Genomic DNA, 18,864 nt, shown 5'->3' with positions numbered 1-18,864 from the left:
CGAAAGCAGTGCTATGAGTGTTCATTGGAGTTAGATGAGCCCTTGATTGGAGAATACATGGGAGGACAAACAACAGTAGAAACCAGGAGCAGCTTTCTAAACGTATGGTGCGCGAATATATTTGGAACACCTATAGCGAGCAAATACGGAAAGAGGCTATTCTGGAAAGCATCCGGCAACACAAGTGATATTTAAGCTGCAAGGATACTAAAACCCTCTGTAAAAAATGTGCTTTTATGTGAGATAGGAACGGTATGAAACTGTGTGACCATCGAAAACCACATTATCACAAGCGTTATAATGATAAATGCTCCGAGTGCATCAAAAAAGAAACCGGTAGCAAAGTTGAAGAAATCGGCTTATATCGTATGATACAGGCTGCATAAGCAAATAACCAAGGGTCACGGTTCCCAAAACGCATAACATTAATATTCACATTCACAATTCTGCTAAATACCGAAGATTCCGGGTCACAATTAAGCCATTTCCCTTTCTCAAGAACCGCCGCGAGGGTGTTTTTGTCATGGGGATGGCAGGAAATAAATGGTATAAAGTTGAATATTCATCCCCTAACAAAGAAAAGGGGCGCATCCGTCCACTATGTCAAAAAAATAATAGCGTTGCTGGCAGAGGTCATCCTGACCGGGTTATTATCCGTATGTGACCAAATGAAGAAATCAGCGGATCCACACCGGCTGTTACAGTTACCCAATCATCAGCCACTCCGTCTCCATCAAACACAGCACCCACCACGACCTCAACCCTACTCCAACCCTACTCCGGGTCCGGATTCGCATAAAGGCTATGTACTGGCGACACCAAGCCAAGTTGCATTCATTCGCTGGACGGAAAAGGACAAATAGCTTTCAGGGCAGCTGCAGATTGCTTGTCATACCTAGTAATGACGGAAAACTTAATACAGGGTACCACTAACAAAACGCGAAAAACGTACGTTAAGCGATATATTTATTTCATGAGCCGAACCTTCCGGACGCTAAGGAAATCCGGCTCATCATTTTTTCCAACATTAGGAGCTACTCCAAGAGTAAGATTCGAATTTATGGGAAAATAGTACTATTTTCTGAAACAGTTGATACTCTTCGTACGTCATATATGTTGTAAATAGGATTTTTTACCAGGTGCTACTAAGGGAGGAGGGCCGAGAGAAGATCCATTTAATAAGAACTTTAAAAATTAATTCGCAGTCTAAATCTATTAGTATCGGAGGTTAACTATCTATGCAATTCTGTTAGGACTATCCCTGACTGTTGTCACTGCACTTCCATTCTCGGTTTCTGCTTCGGATGTTACAGCTCATCCTGAGCCATCAAAGAATGTACAAAATGTAAATATTGAGCAAGAAAATAGCATTCAAGTTTTAACACCTAAAGTTAAAACTGAAACAGCACAGTTATTCGATTATCAGCAAACAAAAGATAAAAGCACAAAAAAGCACACTTTTAAAGTTATTTCTTCTGCTGATGACACTATTATTGAAATTCCATTTGAATCTAAAAACGGAGAATACTTAAAATTATATAAAAATGAAGAGGGAAATACGAGTAATGTAGGAAATATATATAATAAAAATGGTAGATCTATTGGAATATTTTCTGTTAATTTTGTTGATAAACAAAATACAGAAGATTTAATTACAAGTATCGATGCTAATACTTTGAAACTAAATGTAAAAGGTACTAGTAGCACTGAACCATATGCAATCCAGTTAACAACAGAAACTACTTATTATTCAACTTATTTCGATAGTTTTGCATGGATAAATCGAGGTGGTACTTATCCAATATCTTTAAGTTTAACTCATACCAATTATTTTTATGAAGGGCCAACTCATGGGATACTGGTGTAAGAGGCGTAGACGCTTGGGATAAAGTTGTAGCTGTTCATAGTGGGAGTCCGAATTGGAGTAATCCAGGCGGATTGGAAGATCAATTTATGTGTCATGTTTACCATGCTGCATCTAAAAATCCTTGGAATATTGAACCATCAAGACCTGACGTAAGTTTTATTGAGACTGAACTTAATGCATGTAACCCTGGATCGGGTATATGGGATTAAAATAATCTGTAAAGGATGTAGGAGAAAAATGAATGCACGAGATATTTGATTACTTCAGACCAATTTATATTTCCCTTGTTATTATTCTAACAATTTTACTAGTAAATATTATTTTTAAAAAGAATAGATTAGAATTATTTAATGGATTTGTAATAACAGCTATTTCATTAATTAGTTTAATCGCCTCTATTTATATGACTTATCAAATTGGCATTTTTGCTGACGAACTATCAATGGGTGGCGATCCTGTTTCCGTTTATATGTTCATTATAATAGCATTACTGTCCATAATTAATATTGTTGCTTATTTTTATAAAAAACGTTCATGATTGTAAGTGACAGGTGAAGTGTTAAGTAACCAATGGTTCAAACGACTCAATTTGTGTTTACATTCTATTGACCAATGGAACAAAGATTTTGAACAAATTCGATAGAGAGTAGAGCGGTAGTCCATGACTTGTTCTCGTCATGGCTGCCGCTCTTCCGATTTTGGTTAAGAGTAGAATACTCCGGAGCAGATCTGATAATATATCTATATCCCCATAGCGCTTGCATAAACAAGCCGGATTTCCTTAGCGTATGGAACCTCCAGCTTGTTTAAGATATTTTCGCTTAGCGTACGTTTAACGCGTTTTGTTGGCGATACCTCATACAGTACAATACCTACTATAAGCAGTTGAAAGCAGACGCTGCAGTACAACCAATTGATTCCAGCCAATTAGCAACAGTTTACAGCGACTTTGCAACTATGAATAGCGATATAGCCAGTATTCAATCGAACAATGCTTCTCTGCAAAGTGATACAACCTCATTCGGTTTACTCATTTCAGCCGTTCAGCGGCGGCTGCAGAGTGTTCAGGATTCCTGGAATACCGGAGAGCCCAGCTAGTTGTCTGGTGCATCAATCATCTGCCGAGGAATGCATGCGTGTATAGAGAGTCGCGTATAGAGGCTCATGTACAATACTAATAATTTCCATCCCGCTGGGCACCCTAAGCTCATCACCTGCCCCTAAAGGGGGTTGCTCAGCGCACTTTGCATCCTGACAAGCGAGGGATCGGTCTTCATGCCTGTTCATCTTTTTCTCCCAGGGCTTTCCATGTTCGATTGGATATCCGCTATCAATATCGTGTTTGCCTTGATCGTTGTGTTTCTCGAGCGACGCCAAGCGAGCATTACTTGGGCATGGCTGCTTGTGCTGATCTTTTTCCCTGTGCTTGGCATCCTCCTCTATATCTTCCTAGGTCAAAGCCTCACGAGGCGCAAAATTTACAAGCTTAAAAAGAGCACCCGTCTCCGTCTGCAAATCCGCCGGCAGCAATCGCTGCTCAGCCAGCAGGAGGTGCTCGCGGCAAGTAAGCTTCACCACGATCAGCTTCAGCTCATTCGGCTGAATCTGCAGGGCAACGGTGCGCTGCTGACGCGCGATAACGACGTGACGCTGCTCGAAGACGGCGCAGCCAAGTTCGACAAACTGTTCCAGCACATCGCAGAGGCGAAGTCGCATATTCATCTGCTGTACTACAAGTTCAGCCGCGATGCGCTGGGGCGTCAACTGCTGGAGGCCCTTACGGAGAAGGCCCGCCAAGGCGTCAAGGTGCGGGTCATTTACGATTCCTTGGGCACCTCCAGCACCGCCAAACGATTCTTTCGGCCGCTGCGCAAGGCGGGCGGAGAGACGGCATCTTTTTTTCCGCCGGTCGTGCCTTGGATCAATTTCCGGATGAATTTCCGCAATCACCGCAAAATCGCCATCATCGACGGGCGCGTTGGTTTTATCGGAGGATTCAACATTGGTGTGGAGTATCTCGGGCAGAACCCTGATTTCGGCTATTGGCGCGATACGCACCTCATGCTGGCAGGCGGAAGCGTGCTGCAGCTTCAGCATCAGTTTGTGCTCGATTGGAGCATTGCCGCGAAGCGTTCGATTCAACAGGAGCCAGGGTTGTTTCCCGATGAGCCAGGACTGGGAAGTACAGCGGTACAGATCGTCGCCAGCGGGCCCGATTCGGACGTGCTTCACATCCGCAATGCGCTTACGAAGATGATCTACGCCGCGCGCAAAAGCATCTACATCCAAACGCCGTATTTCGTACCGGACGAGAGCATGCTGACAGCGCTCAAAATCGCGGCTGCCTCGGGTGTCGATGTCCGTATCATGGTACCGTACAAAAGCGATCACAGGCTGGTGCAGTTGGCGACCAAGTCTTATCTGGCGGAAGTGGTGGAGTCGGGAGCGACGGGCTACCTCTACAGAAACGGCTTTCTTCATGCCAAAACGGTGGTCATCGACGGCCGCATGGCCTCGGTGGGGACGGCGAATCTCGATAACCGCAGCTTTTCGCTCAATTTTGAAGTTACGGCTATCTTGTACAGCGAAGTGAAGAGCCGGGAGCTTGAGAGAAGCTTCGGCCGCGATGAAGAGGCTTCTGTACCGTTCAATCAAATTTACAGACGCAGCTGGTGGCTGCGTTTGTGCGAGTCGGCGGCGAGACTGCTCTCGCCGATTTTATAGCTGCTGCGGGGCCGGACCGTAGGGCATGAATCTTGGCGCGCCGGACTTGATGAGCGCTGCCAGGACGATGCAGTTTGACGCGAGCGAACCGCGCATCCAGGCCGGACTGAAAGGGGAGTTGGCTTCCAGCTCCTCCAAGGGCTGGAGGGCGATCTTCTGCGCAAATGGAATAAAATCATGGCGTAGGCAGTACAGCCCCTCTTCCAACTCTATTTGGGAATGACGGAGTAGAAAGGACGTCTTGCCTATAAAAACAAAGGAGCCGAGGCTGGTTGGAAAACGGCAGGACAGCCACTTAATGCAGGTTGCGATTTGGCGATGATGCGGAGCTTGGAGCAGATCGAATTGCTGATTCAGGTCGGAGAGCCCGCTTGAAATATAGTAAGGCGTGTCGTTGTTCACGGTGAAAATCTGAATACTGTTGTCTCCGGCATGTATGACATCGAGTTCGCGGGGGAGTTTCATGGCGGCGATGGCTTGCTTGACGAGCTCGGTTTCTTCTTTCTGGTACATCGTGCGATAAGCGCTTCGTAAATGATGGGAAACGTCTTCGCTACGCCCAGATTTCGCGCGTTCCTGTGCAAGGAGCTCGCTTAATTCAATCACGATCTTATCGGTTTGCATCATCGTCCCTCACCTATGTCTATGGTCGGCGCTGCTTGCAAAACAGTGCTCAGACTCAATATCTTATAGGAGGAATTGTGGAAGGTCAACCAATTTTTTCTAAATTTTAAATTAAAAATTGCCTCAAAAAACCCAATCCATATGGACTGGGCTTTTGGACACCTATGTTAAATCACAAATTTGTAGCCCACACCCCAGACGGTCTTGATATACCGTGGTTCCTTCGGGTTGACTTCAATTTTTCTCCGTAAATTCGTAATATGTACGTCAATGGACCGTTCGTTGATATACGAGTCAAATCCACGCAGCGCATTAATTAAATCCTCGCGCCGATATACCCGTTCCGGGTGCTCTATCAACAGACGAATGAGCTCGAACTCGGAGAACGTCATCTCGATCGACTCGCCGCGCACATGCAGCGTCCGCTTCTCGACGTTAATTTCCAGTTCAGCCGGAGGCACGGTAATTTCCTGGCGGGCCGGCGCAGCTTCCTGGCGGGCTGGCAGCTCGCGCTTAAAGCGGCGCAGCAGCACCCCAATGCGAGCTTTCATTTCATGCATGGAGAACGGCTTGCAGAGGTAATCATCGGCACCTACAGTAAACGCTTCAATTTTCTCGCTGACCTTGGAATTGGAGGAAATAATAATGATGGGAACCGGCGTCAAGCTTCTTAATGTGTTGCAGAGCTCCGTTCCTTCATAATCCGGCAATACCAAATCTAGCAAAATCAGATCCGGATTAAATTCTGAAAGCGCACTCATTCCTTCCTGACCGTTCAGACAGCGATGAACCAAGAACCCTTCTTCGGTTAAGTACATGCAAATCATTTCGCCAATGATATCGTCATCTTCAATTAATAATATCTTGTCCAATGTCATTGTCCCCCTAACAAACGCATAGTCTAGTCCTACTTAATAATCCTGAAGAGGGAGCTCTGGCGCTAATAATTTACTAATATTTATATTATACGATGTCGAAATTTAAGTGTAAATCATTTTAAACGACTTTATATAGAAAAAATATTAGCAAAATATTAGTGAAATTTCCCCGGGAAATTCATGCCGAGTTGGCAAGTTACCTAATAAGTGGAAGGTATACTGGTGTACATAGAGAATTTGCGCGAAAAGGTGGCGGATGCATGAGCCTGATAGACAGGTATGGAGTGCTAGTCATCAGTGACTCTGAACAAGTTCAAGGGGTCATGACGACTATTCTGGGGACGGATCGACAGTTTCAACTCGTAGGCATTTCGGCGCACGGCAGTTCGGTACTGGAGGAAATCTGGCGGATGCGTCCGGATTTGATCATTTTGGATATGGAGCTGTTAGGCGGGAGGGCGCTGCCCGTGCTTCAATTGATTATGGATCATAGACCTACTCCGGTCGTGGTGCTTTGTACACTCGCCTCAGAGGCGTCCATGCCTACGATTCAAGCAATGCGGCTGGGCGCAGCGGATTATTTCCATAAGGAGATGCTGGAGGAGCGGGGCGGACGCGGGATGAACGACTATTTCCTGGAGCGCTGCAAAGTGGCCGTTCAGCAAGGCATGAAGAGCGTGCATCAAGCCAGCGGCGAATCGGCAGAGCGAAATCTAGCGAAGTTTCAGGAGGAGCAGCGGTTTCAACGACGAATGGCCATCGAATTTCAACTGCGCAAAGCGATTCTGCAGGGGGAACTTCGTATTGTCTATCAACCTGTGGTTGATTTAAACACTTCGTTGATGGTCGGGCTCGAGTGCTTGATCCGCTGGCATAACGCCGAACTGGGCGAAGTCTCTCCATCGGAATTTATTCCGATTGCGGAGGAGACCGGCGTCATTCACGACATCGGCGAGTGGGTGCTGCGTGAAGCATGCCTCCAAAATAAACTATGGCAGGACGCTGGGCTCCCAGCCATCTTCGTGGCTGTGAACGTGTCGCGCTGCCAATTCAATGACCCGCGCCTCAGCGGGATGATTGAGGACATTCTTCGTGAAACGGGACTTCAGCCAGGATATTTGGAGCTGGAGATTACGGAGAGCCTCAGTATGGACGCGAAGCTGGCCGAGGGTGCGCTGGCAAGCTTGAAGCGATTGGGCGTTCGCATCGCGATGGACGATTTCGGTACGGGCTACAGTTCGTTCGGATATTTGCGTGATTTTCCCATCGATAAAATGAAAATTGACCAGTCCTTCATCAAGGGGCTGAAGCATAGACACGTCAATGCTGTCATTGTGCAAACGATGATCACGATGGCCCAGCACTTGGGGCTGGCGGTCGTGGCCGAGGGCGTGGAGACGGAGGAAGAATTAAACATTTTAAGGGAATACGGCTGCCGTTACGTACAGGGCTATTATTTCAGCAGACCGGTCGAATTCCAACAGATTGAAAATATGCTGGTACATTTGAGCTAATCGGGCCTCGGTATGCTAGCGCTTTGGATGATGTAAAGATAATGGAGTGATTCTTCTGCTGCGTGACTTTTTAATCAATGTGGTCATCATGACTTTTTTTGTACTTTTTGTAGAGCGGTTGTTTCTATATAAAAAACTCAAGCAGAAATCCACCTGGTCATTCAAGCTTTATGTTGGGCTTGCGCACGGCGCGCTTTGTGTATTGATCGGTCAGTTCAGCACGCAGCTTGCCCCGGGGCTTAGTCTGAACCTGCGCGGCATTGGACTGCTGCTGTCGATGTACGTGGGCGGTTGCTTCTCATTCGCGCTGACACTGGCCAGCATGCTGCTCGGCAGATTCGTGCTGGGCGGCTCGTTAACGTTAATGCAGATGAGCATCGCCATCGGTGCTGCAGCGGTTGCCGCGCTCGTGCTGGCCAAAATGCGGGTGCGGGAGCCGTGGCTGAGATGGCTTTATGGTGCGCTTAGTTATTTGATTATTTACGGTTTGAGCATCTTGGTTGTATACCGACCTAGCTTGGATACGCTCATTCCCTATTCCTGCTATCAAATGATGTGCGCCGTTGTCGTGGCGTTGTTTCTAAAGTTTTTTTACCAGGACCAACAGTATAAACGGCAGCTTCAACTGGTGGAGCAGGAACTGCAGGATATGCTCCGGTTCCAGTCGGGGTTTTCGTTCAAGGTGATCAAACCGAAGGACGAGTTTATCTATGCCTTGGTGGAAGGGCAGCTGCTGGCGCAATTGGGTTGGAAGTCAGCGGATTTTACTGGCAAAAGCGTTCGTGAAGTCACCGTTTTTTCGAAAACGCTTGCAGAAAAGCTGGCCGCCAATTATGAAAAAGTGTGGCACGGCGAACAGCGGCTGATGTATGAGTATGACATCAACGGGCACACCATTCTGGTAAGCCTTCAGCCTGTGAATCATGATGGGACGGTGAGCGAGCTGATTGGTTCTGCCTGTGATGTGACGGAGCACCGGGCGGCCCAGATCAGCATGCACGCTAGAGACGAGCAGTACAGAACGTTAGTGGAGAATTCCGAGGATTTTATATGCCGTTTTGAACTTGACGGCACATTGGCTGCGGTCAACAGTAAGTTTTATCGAACATATGGGTTTACGGAAGAGCAGGCCATCGGTCAACCGTTGACGATGCTGGTCCGAATGGACCCTCCCGAGCTGTGGGAGAGCATGTTCGAAAGCGCCATTTTGGAGCGGTGCACGAAGCAGTTCAGCGTTCATTTACTGGATCCCGATCAAACTAGGCGTGCCTACAATGTGACGTTGTCTCCTTTATTTGGAGAAGGGGGGCGGGAAGTTGAAGGGATGACCTGTACGATTCACGATGTGACGGAATTGAAAAGACGCGAGGAGGTCGACCAATCCAATCGGGCCAAAATGGAATTCCTGGCGAGAATGAGCCACGAGATTCGAACGCCGCTGAACGGCATCATGGGACTTTCGCTTCTCCTGCAGCGGACTGAGTTGACAGCGCTTCAGCAGGATTATTTGGGCAAAATCGACACGTCCTCGCAGGTGCTGCTTGCGACGATTAATGATATTTTGGACTTTTCGAAGCTGGAGGCGGGCAAAATGCCTGTGGAGAAGGTCGACTTCTCCTTGGAAGCCTCGCTGCAAAAGGTGGCGGACCTCGTCAGCGTCATGCTGGATAAGAACCGGCTTCCGTTCTTGTTCGATACGCCGGTCAATCTGTCCGCGCCGGTTAGCGGCGACCCGTTTCGTCTGGAGCAGGTGCTGACGAACCTGGCGAACAATGCGGTCAAGTTCACGGAGAAGGGGCATCTGCGGCTGCGCGTGTCGCTGGAGGAAGAGCTGCCGGAGGGGTATATCGTACGGTTTGCTATGGAAGATACCGGCATCGGGATTGCTAAAGAGGAGCTTGCCCGGCTGTTCATGCCGTTCTCGCAAGCGGACACCTCGACAAGCCGCAAGTACGGCGGAACCGGCTTAGGGCTTGTCATCTGCCAGCATCTCGTGCAGTCGATGGGCGGGATGCTCCGGGTCGAGACGGCGCCGGGGGTGGGCAGCTGCTTCTCGTTCAGTCTGCTGCTGGAGAAGGCAAAAGCGCCGCAGGAGAAGCTGCCGGCTTTAGACGGGGTGCCACTGGCCGGAAGGCGGCTGCGCATAGCGTCGCCAGTGGAAGTGACGGCAGGACATTTGGCGGAGATGGCGGCCTCTTTGCAGGTGCAGGCGGAGCTTGCAGCGGATGTGCAAGCGCTGCTAGCTCTGCATGCGGAAGATGAAATCAGCGGCTCCTACCCGGATTATGTGCTGCTTGATCTGCACGAGATGAACGAGGACCGCTGGACGGCCATGCTGCAAGCAATTGACCGCTCGCGGACGTTTATCGTCGCGTATACGACGCTGGAAGGCCGGGAGTGGCTGCTCGAAGAGCCCGCTGAGCGGCAAGCGGATGCGGTGCTGCTCAAGCCGGCCGGCCGATGGATGCTGCAGCGGACGCTGGCGGCGCTGGCGGCTGTGCCGCTGCCCGAGGCGAGGCCGTTCGTGGAACGGGAGCCGGCACAGACCGAGAAGCCGGCAGCGGTGTCAAAGGGCAGCGTGCTGGTCGCGGAAGACAACGAGATCAATCAGCTGGTCATTTCCAAGCTGTTGGAGAGTTTGGGCTACGACGTTGTCATGGCGTGCAACGGGGAGGAAGTGCTAGCGCTTGCGGAGACGCAAGCCTGGCGCATGATTCTGATGGACATTCATATGCCGGTGATGGATGGCTATGAAGCGACACAGAAGCTGAGGCAGCGCAAAGCGATGAACCGTGTCCCGATCGTCGCGCTCACCGCCAACGTGTTGATGCAGGACCGGCTGCAACTGCTTAAGCTGGGCATCAACGACGTGCTGACGAAGCCGGTAACAGCGGAGCAGGTGGCCGCGATGCTGGATAAGTGGCGGGATTTGAGCTGGCTGACCGAGACGCCGGGCATCGGCGGCGCGGAGATGCTGCGCAGCCTGGATCACAAAGTACATATCATCGAATACCTGTTGGAGAAATTCAGACAGGATTACGCTGATTTTGCCGAGCAGTTGCTGCCGTTTCTCGTCGAGCAGGACCTGGTCTCCGCTCGTCGGAAGGTGCACACGCTGAAAGGCGTAGCCGGCAACTTCTACGCGAAGGAGCTTGTCGCGGAAGTGCTGATGCTGGAGCGGGAGTTGGCGGGCGGCATCCAGATGGAGGCGTGCCTCGCTCAAGCTGCGCGCGTGCAGCAGGCGATCGACGTCATCGTCGGCGGACATGCGCGGGTAGCGGCGGCGAAGGAGTAGGAGTAGGAGTAGGAGTAGGAGTAGGAGTAGGCTAGGACACCAATTGCATATTGCTTATAGCCCCGCATAGAACCCGCGTCGCAGATTGCCTGTGGCGCGGGGTTTTTATGTTGGGACGGCGGGGGACTCGCGGGTTAACGGTTACCAGCGCGCTTATTCCAATGAATAAGCGGTATCCCGTCAGGCTAACGGTCGCTGTGGAGGCTATTTAGGCGAAATGCCCAAGTTTGGACGGGGATTTGGGGAAATAAGCGCCATGGGAACCGTTAGCTTCAACAATCAAGCGATTTGAGTCAAATAGGCGTAATGGCAACCGTTAGACACAGTAGACATGGCAGCCATACCCTACCCTGGCAGCCCTAACGCGGCAGCCATAATCCCCTACCCATGCGCCGCCAAATGATTGAATGCCATCGATATCCAGACGACATGGTAAACATTGACCGCCCCGTAGAGAATGACCGTTAGGAGCAGGGCGGGGTGAACCCATGTTTTTTGCCGAATTCTGGGGTGAATGATCATGAGGGCTAGCGGGAACACGAGCTTGATCGCGTAATACCCAGCTACATGCCACTCATAGATGGAGCGGATCAGTGGGTTCATTTCCTCGATAAACCGGAGCTTCAGTCCCATATCCGTAAACAGGGCGTCACTTAGGCAGAGGAGCAGGAGGCATAGCAGGATTTTATTTTTCAACAGCATGGTCATAGCACGCATCCTCACTTTCCATTGTTCCGAATACAGGCAGATGGAGGCAGGAGTGTCATTATTGATGTTGATACATATTGTATCAAATATTTGGGCGACATGTCTAATTCAGCATAAATTCCTTACCCTGCTAGAGAAACAATTGGGAAGAGGAAGCGTACAATGGGGTGCTGCTGAAAAGAATTGAGATACAGTTGAAAGGAGCACTGCATGGGAGAATATGAGTGGGACAGCAAGATCGCGTATTTAAGCAAGACCAGAGAGCTGTATTACAATGATGATTACTTGGAGTTTCTTGTGAGAAGCGTCTGGAAGATCAATGCTCCGGTTCGTATCGTCGATTTTGGCTGCGGTTACGGCTACTTAGGGACCAAGCTGATGCCGCTCATGCCGGAAGGCTCGGTCTATACGGGTATAGATGCTGGCCGCCAATTAATTGCGCATGCGGAGACGATTTTTCGGGAGGCGCCGTATCCGACCCATTTTATCTTAGGGGATATTCGGGAGCTGGAGCTGGAAGAAACGTACGATCTCGCTGTCTGCCATGCCTTTCTCTTACACATGGAGCAGCCGAAGGACATCCTCCGCAAGATGATCGGCTGCTTGCCGAATGGAGGGCGGATCATCTGTTTTGAACCGCACTGGATATCCACAATGGCGAATTATTACGTCGATGGCCATAGGCACTCGGACTTTGTTCAGATGGGCGTGCTCCAGAAACTGTTCGAACGAGACGCGGAGCGCTGCGGGAAGGACGGGAACATCGGCATGAAGCTGCCTGTTTACCTGAGCCAGTTAGGTGTGAAGCGCATTGAGTGCAGAGTCAGCGACAAGGTGAATGTGCGGGATCCTGATGCGATAACCGGGGAGGCGGAGGACCTGTATGACGCGATAAAAGAAGACGGATTCGGGGCCGATCCAGGAGAAGAAGAGGCGTTCGTCGCCAATTTAGTTCGCCGGGGTGTCTCGCACGAAGAGGCTCACGCAGCCTATAAATCGGAGGCTTACTCGTCCAAAATCTTCCAACGCGACGTTCCCCTGACGTATGCCGCAACGATGAAAATTACGACCGGTGTGGTCGAACGGTAGATGATTGAAGGCAGCTCAAGACGGGTGGTTGTACTGTCTCGGGCTGCCTTTTTGTTGCTAAGCCGCATGGCTGCGCTTTTTGGTGGACGATCCGGTGAGTCTGGCGATCACAGTGACCACGAAGCGGTCGACCGCATCTATTTGCTGGCAAGCGCACAGTCACAACGAAATAAGAGTGGTTTGCCACTCTTATTTTCACCTAAACCGCCGCCGCGCGCCTATCGGGCCGCAATTGAGGGGGGATCCTCTCCCCGTTGATATGAAAAAAACGCTCCCCTAACAAGGGAAGCGTCATTCTGCATTCAGATAGGCCCGGTGGGGGTCGAACCCACAACCTACCGGTTAAGAGCCGGTTGCTCTGCCATTGAGCTACGGACCTGAATAGACTTATTCTACCACGCAGGTCAGGCAGGGTCAACGTTTACGTCAAAAAAAGCCTGCCCACCGCACCATAGCGGTGCGAAGGACAAGCCTTACCGTTGCTAGAATACTTTCGTTGTCCACGTCTCGCAGTTCCAAGTATCCGTCACGACATCGCGATAGAATTCCGGTTCGTGGGAGATCAGCAGAATGCTGCCTTTGTAAGCTTTCAGAGCGCGTTTCAGTTCGTCCTTCGCATCAACGTCCAGATGGTTCGTAGGCTCGTCGAGCACGAGCAGGTTCGTCTCGCGGTTGATCAGCTTGCACAGGCGGACTTTCGCTTTTTCGCCGCCGCTCAGGACGACGATTTTGCTCTCGATATGCTTGGTCGTCAGACCGCATTTGGCAAGCGCTGCGCGCACTTCGAACTGCGACAGGGAAGGAAACTCGTTCCACACTTCTTCAATACAAGTGTTGTTATTCGAGTCTTTGATTTCCTGCTGGAAGTAGCCAACCTGCTGGTTTTCGCCTCTTTGCACGGAGCCGGAGATCGCCGGGATCTCGCCGAGGATGCTGCGCAAGAGCGTCGTTTTCCCGATGCCGTTGGCGCCGACGAGGGCTATTTTCTGGCCGCGTTCCATGCGCAGATCCAGCGGACGGGACAGCGGGCTGTCGTAGCCGATGACGAGATCTTTCGTTTCAAAAATCAACTTGCCGGACGTACGTCCTTCCTTAAAGTTGAACTGCGGCTTCGGTTTCTCCTTCGCCAGCTCGATGACATCCATCTTGTCGAGCTTCTTCTGTCTGGACATCGCCATGTTGCGCGTCGCGACGCTCGCTTTGTTGCGGGCAACGAAGTCCTTCAGGTCCGCAATTTCCTGCTGCTGACGCTTGTAGGCGGATTCCAGCTGCGCTTTTTTCATTTCATGCACTTCTAGGAAGTGATTGTAATCGCCGACATAGCGGTTCAGCTCTTGATTTTCCATGTGGTAAATCAGGTTGACGACGCTGTTCAGGAACGGGATGTCGTGGGAAATCAGAATGAACGCATTCTCATACCCTTGCAGATAGCGCTTGAGCCACTCGATATGCACTTCGTCAAGATAGTTGGTAGGCTCGTCGAGGAGGAGGATGTCCGGTTTCTCAAGCAGCAGCTTCGCCAGCAAAACCTTCGTCCGCTGCCCGCCGCTCAGATCGTGAACGTCCTTGTCCAGCCCGATGTCGGTGAGGCCCAGACCGCGCGCTGTTTCTTCGACTTTGGCATCGATCATGTAAAAATCCTGATTCGTCAGAGTATCCTGAATCGTGCCCACGTCCTCGAGCAGGCGATCCAGCTCTTCTGGCGAGACTTCGCCCATGCGGCCGTACATGTCGTTCATTTCTTGTTCCATGTCGAACAAATATTTGAATGCGCTTTTCAGCACGTCGCGGATGGTCATGCCTTTCGTCAACACCGCATGTTGATCCAGGTAACCGACGCGCATGCGCTTGGACCATTCCACTTTCCCGTCGTCCGGTTGCAGCTTCCCGGTAATAATGTTCATGAAGGTCGATTTGCCTTCGCCGTTCGCGCCAATCAGCCCGATGTGCTCGCCTTTCAGCAGGCGGAAGGATACATCGTTGAAGATCGCACGATCTCCAAAGCCGTGACTAAGTCGTTCTACATTTAATATGCTCATGAATGACACCTTTTCCTTATACATTTTCCTACATGTATTTTATTATAAACGGCCTTAACCAAACAACTCCCTAAATTAAACAGTGTCCAGTAAAGTTTAAGTATAACGATTTTCTGGTGTTGAGGCGCAGGCGACACTTTGTTACAATCCCCAATGACAGCTCGTGGGCCAAAAGAGAGAGCCTATTTCCCGTCCCGGATCACGTAGCCCATCTCGAGCTTCGTTTCGATGAAACCTGCCATGCTGCGCGGTTCGCAATGTAAGGGATGAGCGGCAGCGGCGAGAAGGACGTTGTGACGACTTATGCTTGCGCGCTTGTCCTCTGAGGGCAGGATGAACGCCACCACATATGGAAAAACAGCCTCAAGCGTCGTTCCGACCGCACACAGCCCAGGGTCCTGCTTGCCTCGGCCCATCAAGTTGATGAGCATCGCGCCTTCCGGGGACAACTTCGCACGCGCTTCTTCAAAAAACTCCAGCGACGTCAGGTGCGATGGTGTGCCTTTCGCGGTGAAGGCATCGAGCACGAGGCCGCCGAGGGAGGCGTCCGCTTGGGCCTGGAGCAGCCTGCGGCCGTCACCGACGAGGACGTTGTTGTAGGGATAGCCGAAGAATGTCCGGCTGATCGCGGCTATTTCCGGTTCCAGCTCTGCGACCGTGCAACGGTTTTCAGGCAATTGCCGGGCAATCGTGCCGATACCGTGGCCAATGAGGAACACCCGCTCATCGTTCGGGATATTTAAGGACATTAAATGAAGGATTGCCCTCGGATACTCAAACAGCACGCGATCCGGGATTGCGAGATCCATCGCGCCCTGCATTGCCTGATCCCCGAATTCCAGGAGGCGAAAGCGCCCTTTTTCCCCGTCCCATTCATTGGTGTCATAGACGGTGATGTCTTGGCCGGAACTGGGCTTATGGAACAACACTTCACGCATAGCAGCTTGCCTCCGATAAATAAGTATGTTTGCAGTATACCACAGGTGCGCCGTCTCGTTCTCGAGACCGAGTTCAGGTTGGAACCGCCGCCTGATGAGTGCAGGAGAAGTCTGGTTTATACTCGGAATGTCGAGTTCAATATGATCAACGGAAATGGCGTATAGGAGGCTATTATGACAAAGCAGGAAAATAACAAAACGCTGGTACTGATCGGCCTGTTGCTGGGGCTGATTTTCTCGGAGCTGGACCAGACGATCGTATCCACTGCGCTGCCGACCATTATTCGTGAGCTGCATGGATTGTCGCTCTACGGCTGGGTCGCGGGGATTTACATGCTGGCGATTACGATGTTTATGCCGATTTTCGGCAAGCTGGCAGACATTTATGGACGGAAAAAGATTTATTTAAGCTGCATCGTCCTGTTCTTGACGGGGTCCGTGATCTGCGGCCTTGCGAATTCGATGACCGTGCTGCTGATCGGCCGTGGCGTGCAGGGGATCGGCGCCGGCGGGCTGATGCCGTTAGCCATGTTAATCGTCGGCGACACCTTCGCGCTGGAGCAGCGGGCGAAGCTGCAGGCCTTAATCGGCCCGATGATGATTTTGCCGCAGCTGCTGGGACCGACGCTGGGCGGGTATTTTGTCAGCCACTTAAACTGGCACTGGATTTTCTTGATTAACATCCCGATCGGTGTGTTCTCCGCCATCATTATGGTCAAAGGGCTTCGGGAGTCGCGCAGCGACGAGAAACGGTCAATCGACTGGGCAGGCGCTTTCACCCTGGTGCTCGCCATGTTCTCTCTGCTGCTGGCGCCGGTGCTGATCGATGTTAAAGGCTATACGTGGGGGTCGCCGATCATTGTGGCGCTGCTGGCCGCGTTCGTATTATTAACGGCATTATTTATTCTAGTGGAACGCAAGGCCAAAGAGCCGATTATTCCATTGGCCTTGTTCCGGAATCGCTCGGTCGTCGTACTCTCGATCATCGTATTCCTGACCATGTTGGGCGTCATGGGCGGCATTTCCGGCCTCCCGTTCTTCGCGCAAATCGTCATGGGCATCTCGCCGACGGCATCCGGTTACTTGTCGCTGGCTTTCATGGCGGGTGCTATCCCGGCAAGCATGCTGTGCGGGAATTTGATTACCAAGGTTGCTTATAAAAACCTGTTTGTCGTGTCCTTCATCTTCCCGATCGCCAGCTACATCATGTTTGCGTATCTGCAAGTCGATACGACGGTACTGTACGTCATTGTGGCCAGCTTCATTCTGGGTCTCGGCATCGGCGTCCTGTTCGGCTCGGATAACCTGATCGTGCAGGAGTCCGTGGCCAAAGAACACACCGGTGTCGGCGTCGCCACCGTCCAATTGTTCCAGGCGATCGGCACGACGCTCGGGTTCAGCATTTTCGGCAGCCTGCTGTCGCGGAACATCGCGTCCGGGCTTGAGGGAATGTCTGACCGCTTCCCCGCGGGATCGGCGGATAGCATCAAGAACGGCGGCCTGCCTAGCGGCCTTCCGGCCGATCTGGTGCTCTCGATCAAAACCGTGTTTACGGACGCGTTTCAGCATATTTTTGCGATCGGGATCGGCTTTGCGGTCGTCGCATTTATCGTGTGCTTCTTTATGAAGAAAGAAGTACTCAGCTCGAACAAGGAAGAGCACGGCACAGCGGCAAGTGAGACAGTTAGTGCTTAAGATAAGAACCAGTGCCCTGACGGGTGCTGGTTTTTTTCGTGCAGAGGGTCGGAGGGGCAGGGACATTGTGCATTTGCCGAATACGTAGGTGGTGTGCGATACAGCCGAGGCGTATCTTTTTTGTTCCGAAGGCGAATGAGGAGAATTTTGAACCGGATCTCCGCCCTTCCGGCCAAGCTGCACGTAGAACGCTAAGCAGGATTGTTCTACCTGAGCTTGTATGTTGTATACTAAGGATATAAGCATCAACCACAGGTAAAGGGAACGGTGACAAGGGATGACGGTTACATGGCAATCGCATTTGCGGCAACTGGGCAGCTCTACGCTGGAGCTCTCGCCGCTAGGTCTCGGCTGTTGGCAATTTAGCAATGGGCATGGGATGGTCGGCAAGTTTTGGCCGGTGTTGAGCAAGGCGGATGTAGGCAAAATCGTGCAAACCTCCTTGCGCGGCGGCATCAACTGGTTCGACACGGCAGAGATTTACGGCAACGGCCAGTCGGAGCAAATGCTGGCGGAAGCCCTCCGCGACGCAGGGCCATTGGCCGAACGTGCGCACGTCGCCACCAAATGGTGGCCGATCCTGCGTACAGCCAGCAGCATCTCGCACACCATCGACGAGCGGCTGCGGCTGCTCGAGAACCGGCCGATCGAGCTGCACCAGGTGCATCAGCCGTATTCGTTTTCGACGGTGCGTGCGGAAATGACGGAAATGGCAAAGCTTGTGAAACAGGGGAAAATCCGCAACGTCGGCGTCAGCAATTTTTCCGCCGCCAGCATGCGCGAAGCCGACCGCGTCCTGCGTGAGCATGGCTTGCGGCTCGCCTCCAATCAGGTGAAGTACAGCCTGCTGGACCGCCGAATTGAGCGCAATGGCATTCTCGATGCAGCCAAGGAGCTCGGCATCGCGATCATCGCATATTCCCCGCTGGAGCAGGGGATTTTGAGCGGAAAGTTCCACAAGCGTCCTGAGCTCGTGAAAGCCATCACAGGGCCCCGCAAATGGTCGTCCGCCTTCCGCGCGTCAGGGCTTCGGCGGTCCAAGCCGCTCATTGACGTACTGGAGGAGCTGGCTGAGTACTACGACGCTTCTCCGACGCAAATCGCGCTCAACTGGATGATTCATGCGCACGGGGACACCGTGTTCGCGATTCCAGGCGCGTCCAAGGTGCACCATGCCGAGGAGAATGTCAAGGCGATGCAGTTCAAGCTGACCGAAGCTGAGCTCACGCGGATCGGTGACGCGTCGTGGCAGGTGTTGGGCGGGTGAAGAGGGCTGCTCCCGTGGGTGAGAGGATGGAAGTGGGAGAGCTGCTTGCTTGTCGTAGAGTCGCAGCCTGGATATCGTGTGACCCGATAGATCAAGGCCTTCGATCTCTGTTGAGATCGGGGGCTTTTCAGCGTGACAGCAAAGTTTAGTTTCGAAATGCAGTCAGCAACGGCTTGTCCAGTTAAGGAGTGTGTGTCTTTTTTGCTGTTCTGTCAAGAAAGTAGAC

The 18,864-nt window shown here is 51.4% G+C and carries 12 protein-coding genes, 1 tRNA gene and 1 pseudogene; 8 read left to right on the top strand and 6 right to left on the bottom strand.

Annotated elements, in window-relative coordinates; all coding sequences use genetic code 11:
* Positions 1–1,887 precede the first annotated feature (1,887 nt).
* The 3 genes and pseudogenes from EJQ19_RS32980 to cls form a co-directional block, all read left to right on the top strand.
* Positions 1,888–2,076, top strand: a pseudogene (locus EJQ19_RS32980) (DUF2599 domain-containing protein); the annotation flags it as partial.
* Positions 2,077–2,108: 32 nt separating this feature from the next.
* Positions 2,109–2,405: a hypothetical protein gene (locus EJQ19_RS00160; protein ID WP_126139189.1), complete on the top strand. Its 297-nt coding sequence runs from the start codon at positions 2,109–2,111 to the stop codon at positions 2,403–2,405.
* Positions 2,406–3,142: 737 nt separating this feature from the next.
* On the top strand, positions 3,143–4,591 hold the full coding sequence (gene cls / locus EJQ19_RS00155) for a cardiolipin synthase (RefSeq protein ID WP_206438340.1): 1,449 nt from the start codon (positions 3,143–3,145) through the stop codon (positions 4,589–4,591).
* Here the strand turns inward: cls and EJQ19_RS00150 are convergent.
* Together EJQ19_RS00150 and EJQ19_RS00145 are read right to left on the bottom strand one after the other, a co-directional pair.
* Positions 4,586–5,218, bottom strand: coding sequence for a hypothetical protein (locus EJQ19_RS00150; RefSeq protein ID WP_126139188.1), 633 nt, complete (start codon positions 5,216–5,218; stop codon positions 4,586–4,588). The genes cls and EJQ19_RS00150 overlap by 6 nt on opposite strands.
* Before the next feature lie 164 nt (positions 5,219–5,382).
* Positions 5,383–6,093 (bottom strand): response regulator transcription factor, encoded by a 711-nt coding sequence (locus EJQ19_RS00145; protein WP_338143311.1) that lies wholly within the window; start codon positions 6,091–6,093, stop codon positions 5,383–5,385.
* A 260-nt stretch (positions 6,094–6,353) separates the two neighbouring features.
* Between EJQ19_RS00145 and EJQ19_RS00140 the strand changes: the two genes are divergently transcribed.
* Together EJQ19_RS00140 and EJQ19_RS00135 are read left to right on the top strand one after the other, a co-directional pair.
* A complete protein-coding gene (locus EJQ19_RS00140; protein ID WP_126139186.1) occupies positions 6,354–7,607 on the top strand; it encodes a GGDEF/EAL domain-containing response regulator in 1,254 nt (417 codons plus the stop codon).
* Between the two features lie 88 nt (positions 7,608–7,695).
* A complete protein-coding gene (locus tag EJQ19_RS00135; RefSeq protein WP_126139185.1) occupies positions 7,696–10,902 on the top strand; it encodes an ATP-binding protein in 3,207 nt (1,068 codons plus the stop codon).
* A 381-nt stretch (positions 10,903–11,283) separates the two neighbouring features.
* On the opposite strand, the gene EJQ19_RS00130 is transcribed toward EJQ19_RS00135, so the two are convergent.
* Positions 11,284–11,610 (bottom strand): DUF5658 family protein, encoded by a 327-nt coding sequence (locus tag EJQ19_RS00130; RefSeq protein WP_126139184.1) that lies wholly within the window; start codon positions 11,608–11,610, stop codon positions 11,284–11,286.
* Between the two features lie 210 nt (positions 11,611–11,820).
* On the opposite strand from EJQ19_RS00130, the gene EJQ19_RS00125 reads away from it, so the two are divergent.
* Complete coding sequence (locus EJQ19_RS00125) at positions 11,821–12,699, top strand: class I SAM-dependent methyltransferase (RefSeq protein WP_126139183.1); 879 nt, start codon at positions 11,821–11,823, stop codon at positions 12,697–12,699.
* Positions 12,700–13,006: 307 nt separating this feature from the next.
* Here EJQ19_RS00125 and EJQ19_RS00120 read toward each other — a convergent pair.
* The 3 genes from EJQ19_RS00120 to EJQ19_RS00110 form a co-directional block, all read right to left on the bottom strand.
* Positions 13,007–13,078: transfer RNA gene (locus tag EJQ19_RS00120), tRNA-Lys, on the bottom strand.
* Between the two features lie 103 nt (positions 13,079–13,181).
* On the bottom strand, positions 13,182–14,738 hold the full coding sequence (locus EJQ19_RS00115; RefSeq protein WP_126139182.1) for an ABC-F family ATP-binding cassette domain-containing protein: 1,557 nt from the start codon (positions 14,736–14,738) through the stop codon (positions 13,182–13,184).
* Between the two features lie 182 nt (positions 14,739–14,920).
* Positions 14,921–15,676, bottom strand: coding sequence for a spermidine synthase (locus EJQ19_RS00110; protein ID WP_126139181.1), 756 nt, complete (start codon positions 15,674–15,676; stop codon positions 14,921–14,923).
* A gap of 174 nt (positions 15,677–15,850) precedes the next feature.
* Here EJQ19_RS00110 and EJQ19_RS00105 point away from each other — a divergent pair, with 174 nt between their 5' ends.
* Both EJQ19_RS00105 and EJQ19_RS00100 read left to right on the top strand, forming a co-directional pair.
* A complete protein-coding gene (locus EJQ19_RS00105) occupies positions 15,851–17,371 on the top strand; it encodes an MDR family MFS transporter (protein ID WP_126139180.1) in 1,521 nt (506 codons plus the stop codon).
* 277 nt (positions 17,372–17,648) lie between these two features.
* Entirely contained in the window at positions 17,649–18,638 is a 990-nt protein-coding gene (locus EJQ19_RS00100; RefSeq protein WP_126139179.1) for an aldo/keto reductase, read from the top strand.
* The last annotated feature ends 226 nt before the right edge of the window (positions 18,639–18,864 follow it).

The sequence above is a fragment of the Paenibacillus whitsoniae genome, from assembly GCF_003955665.1.
GTDB classification, from domain to species: domain Bacteria; phylum Bacillota; class Bacilli; order Paenibacillales; family NBRC-103111; genus Paenibacillus_E; species Paenibacillus_E whitsoniae.
This window is presented reverse-complemented; position numbering and strand designations above follow the sequence as displayed.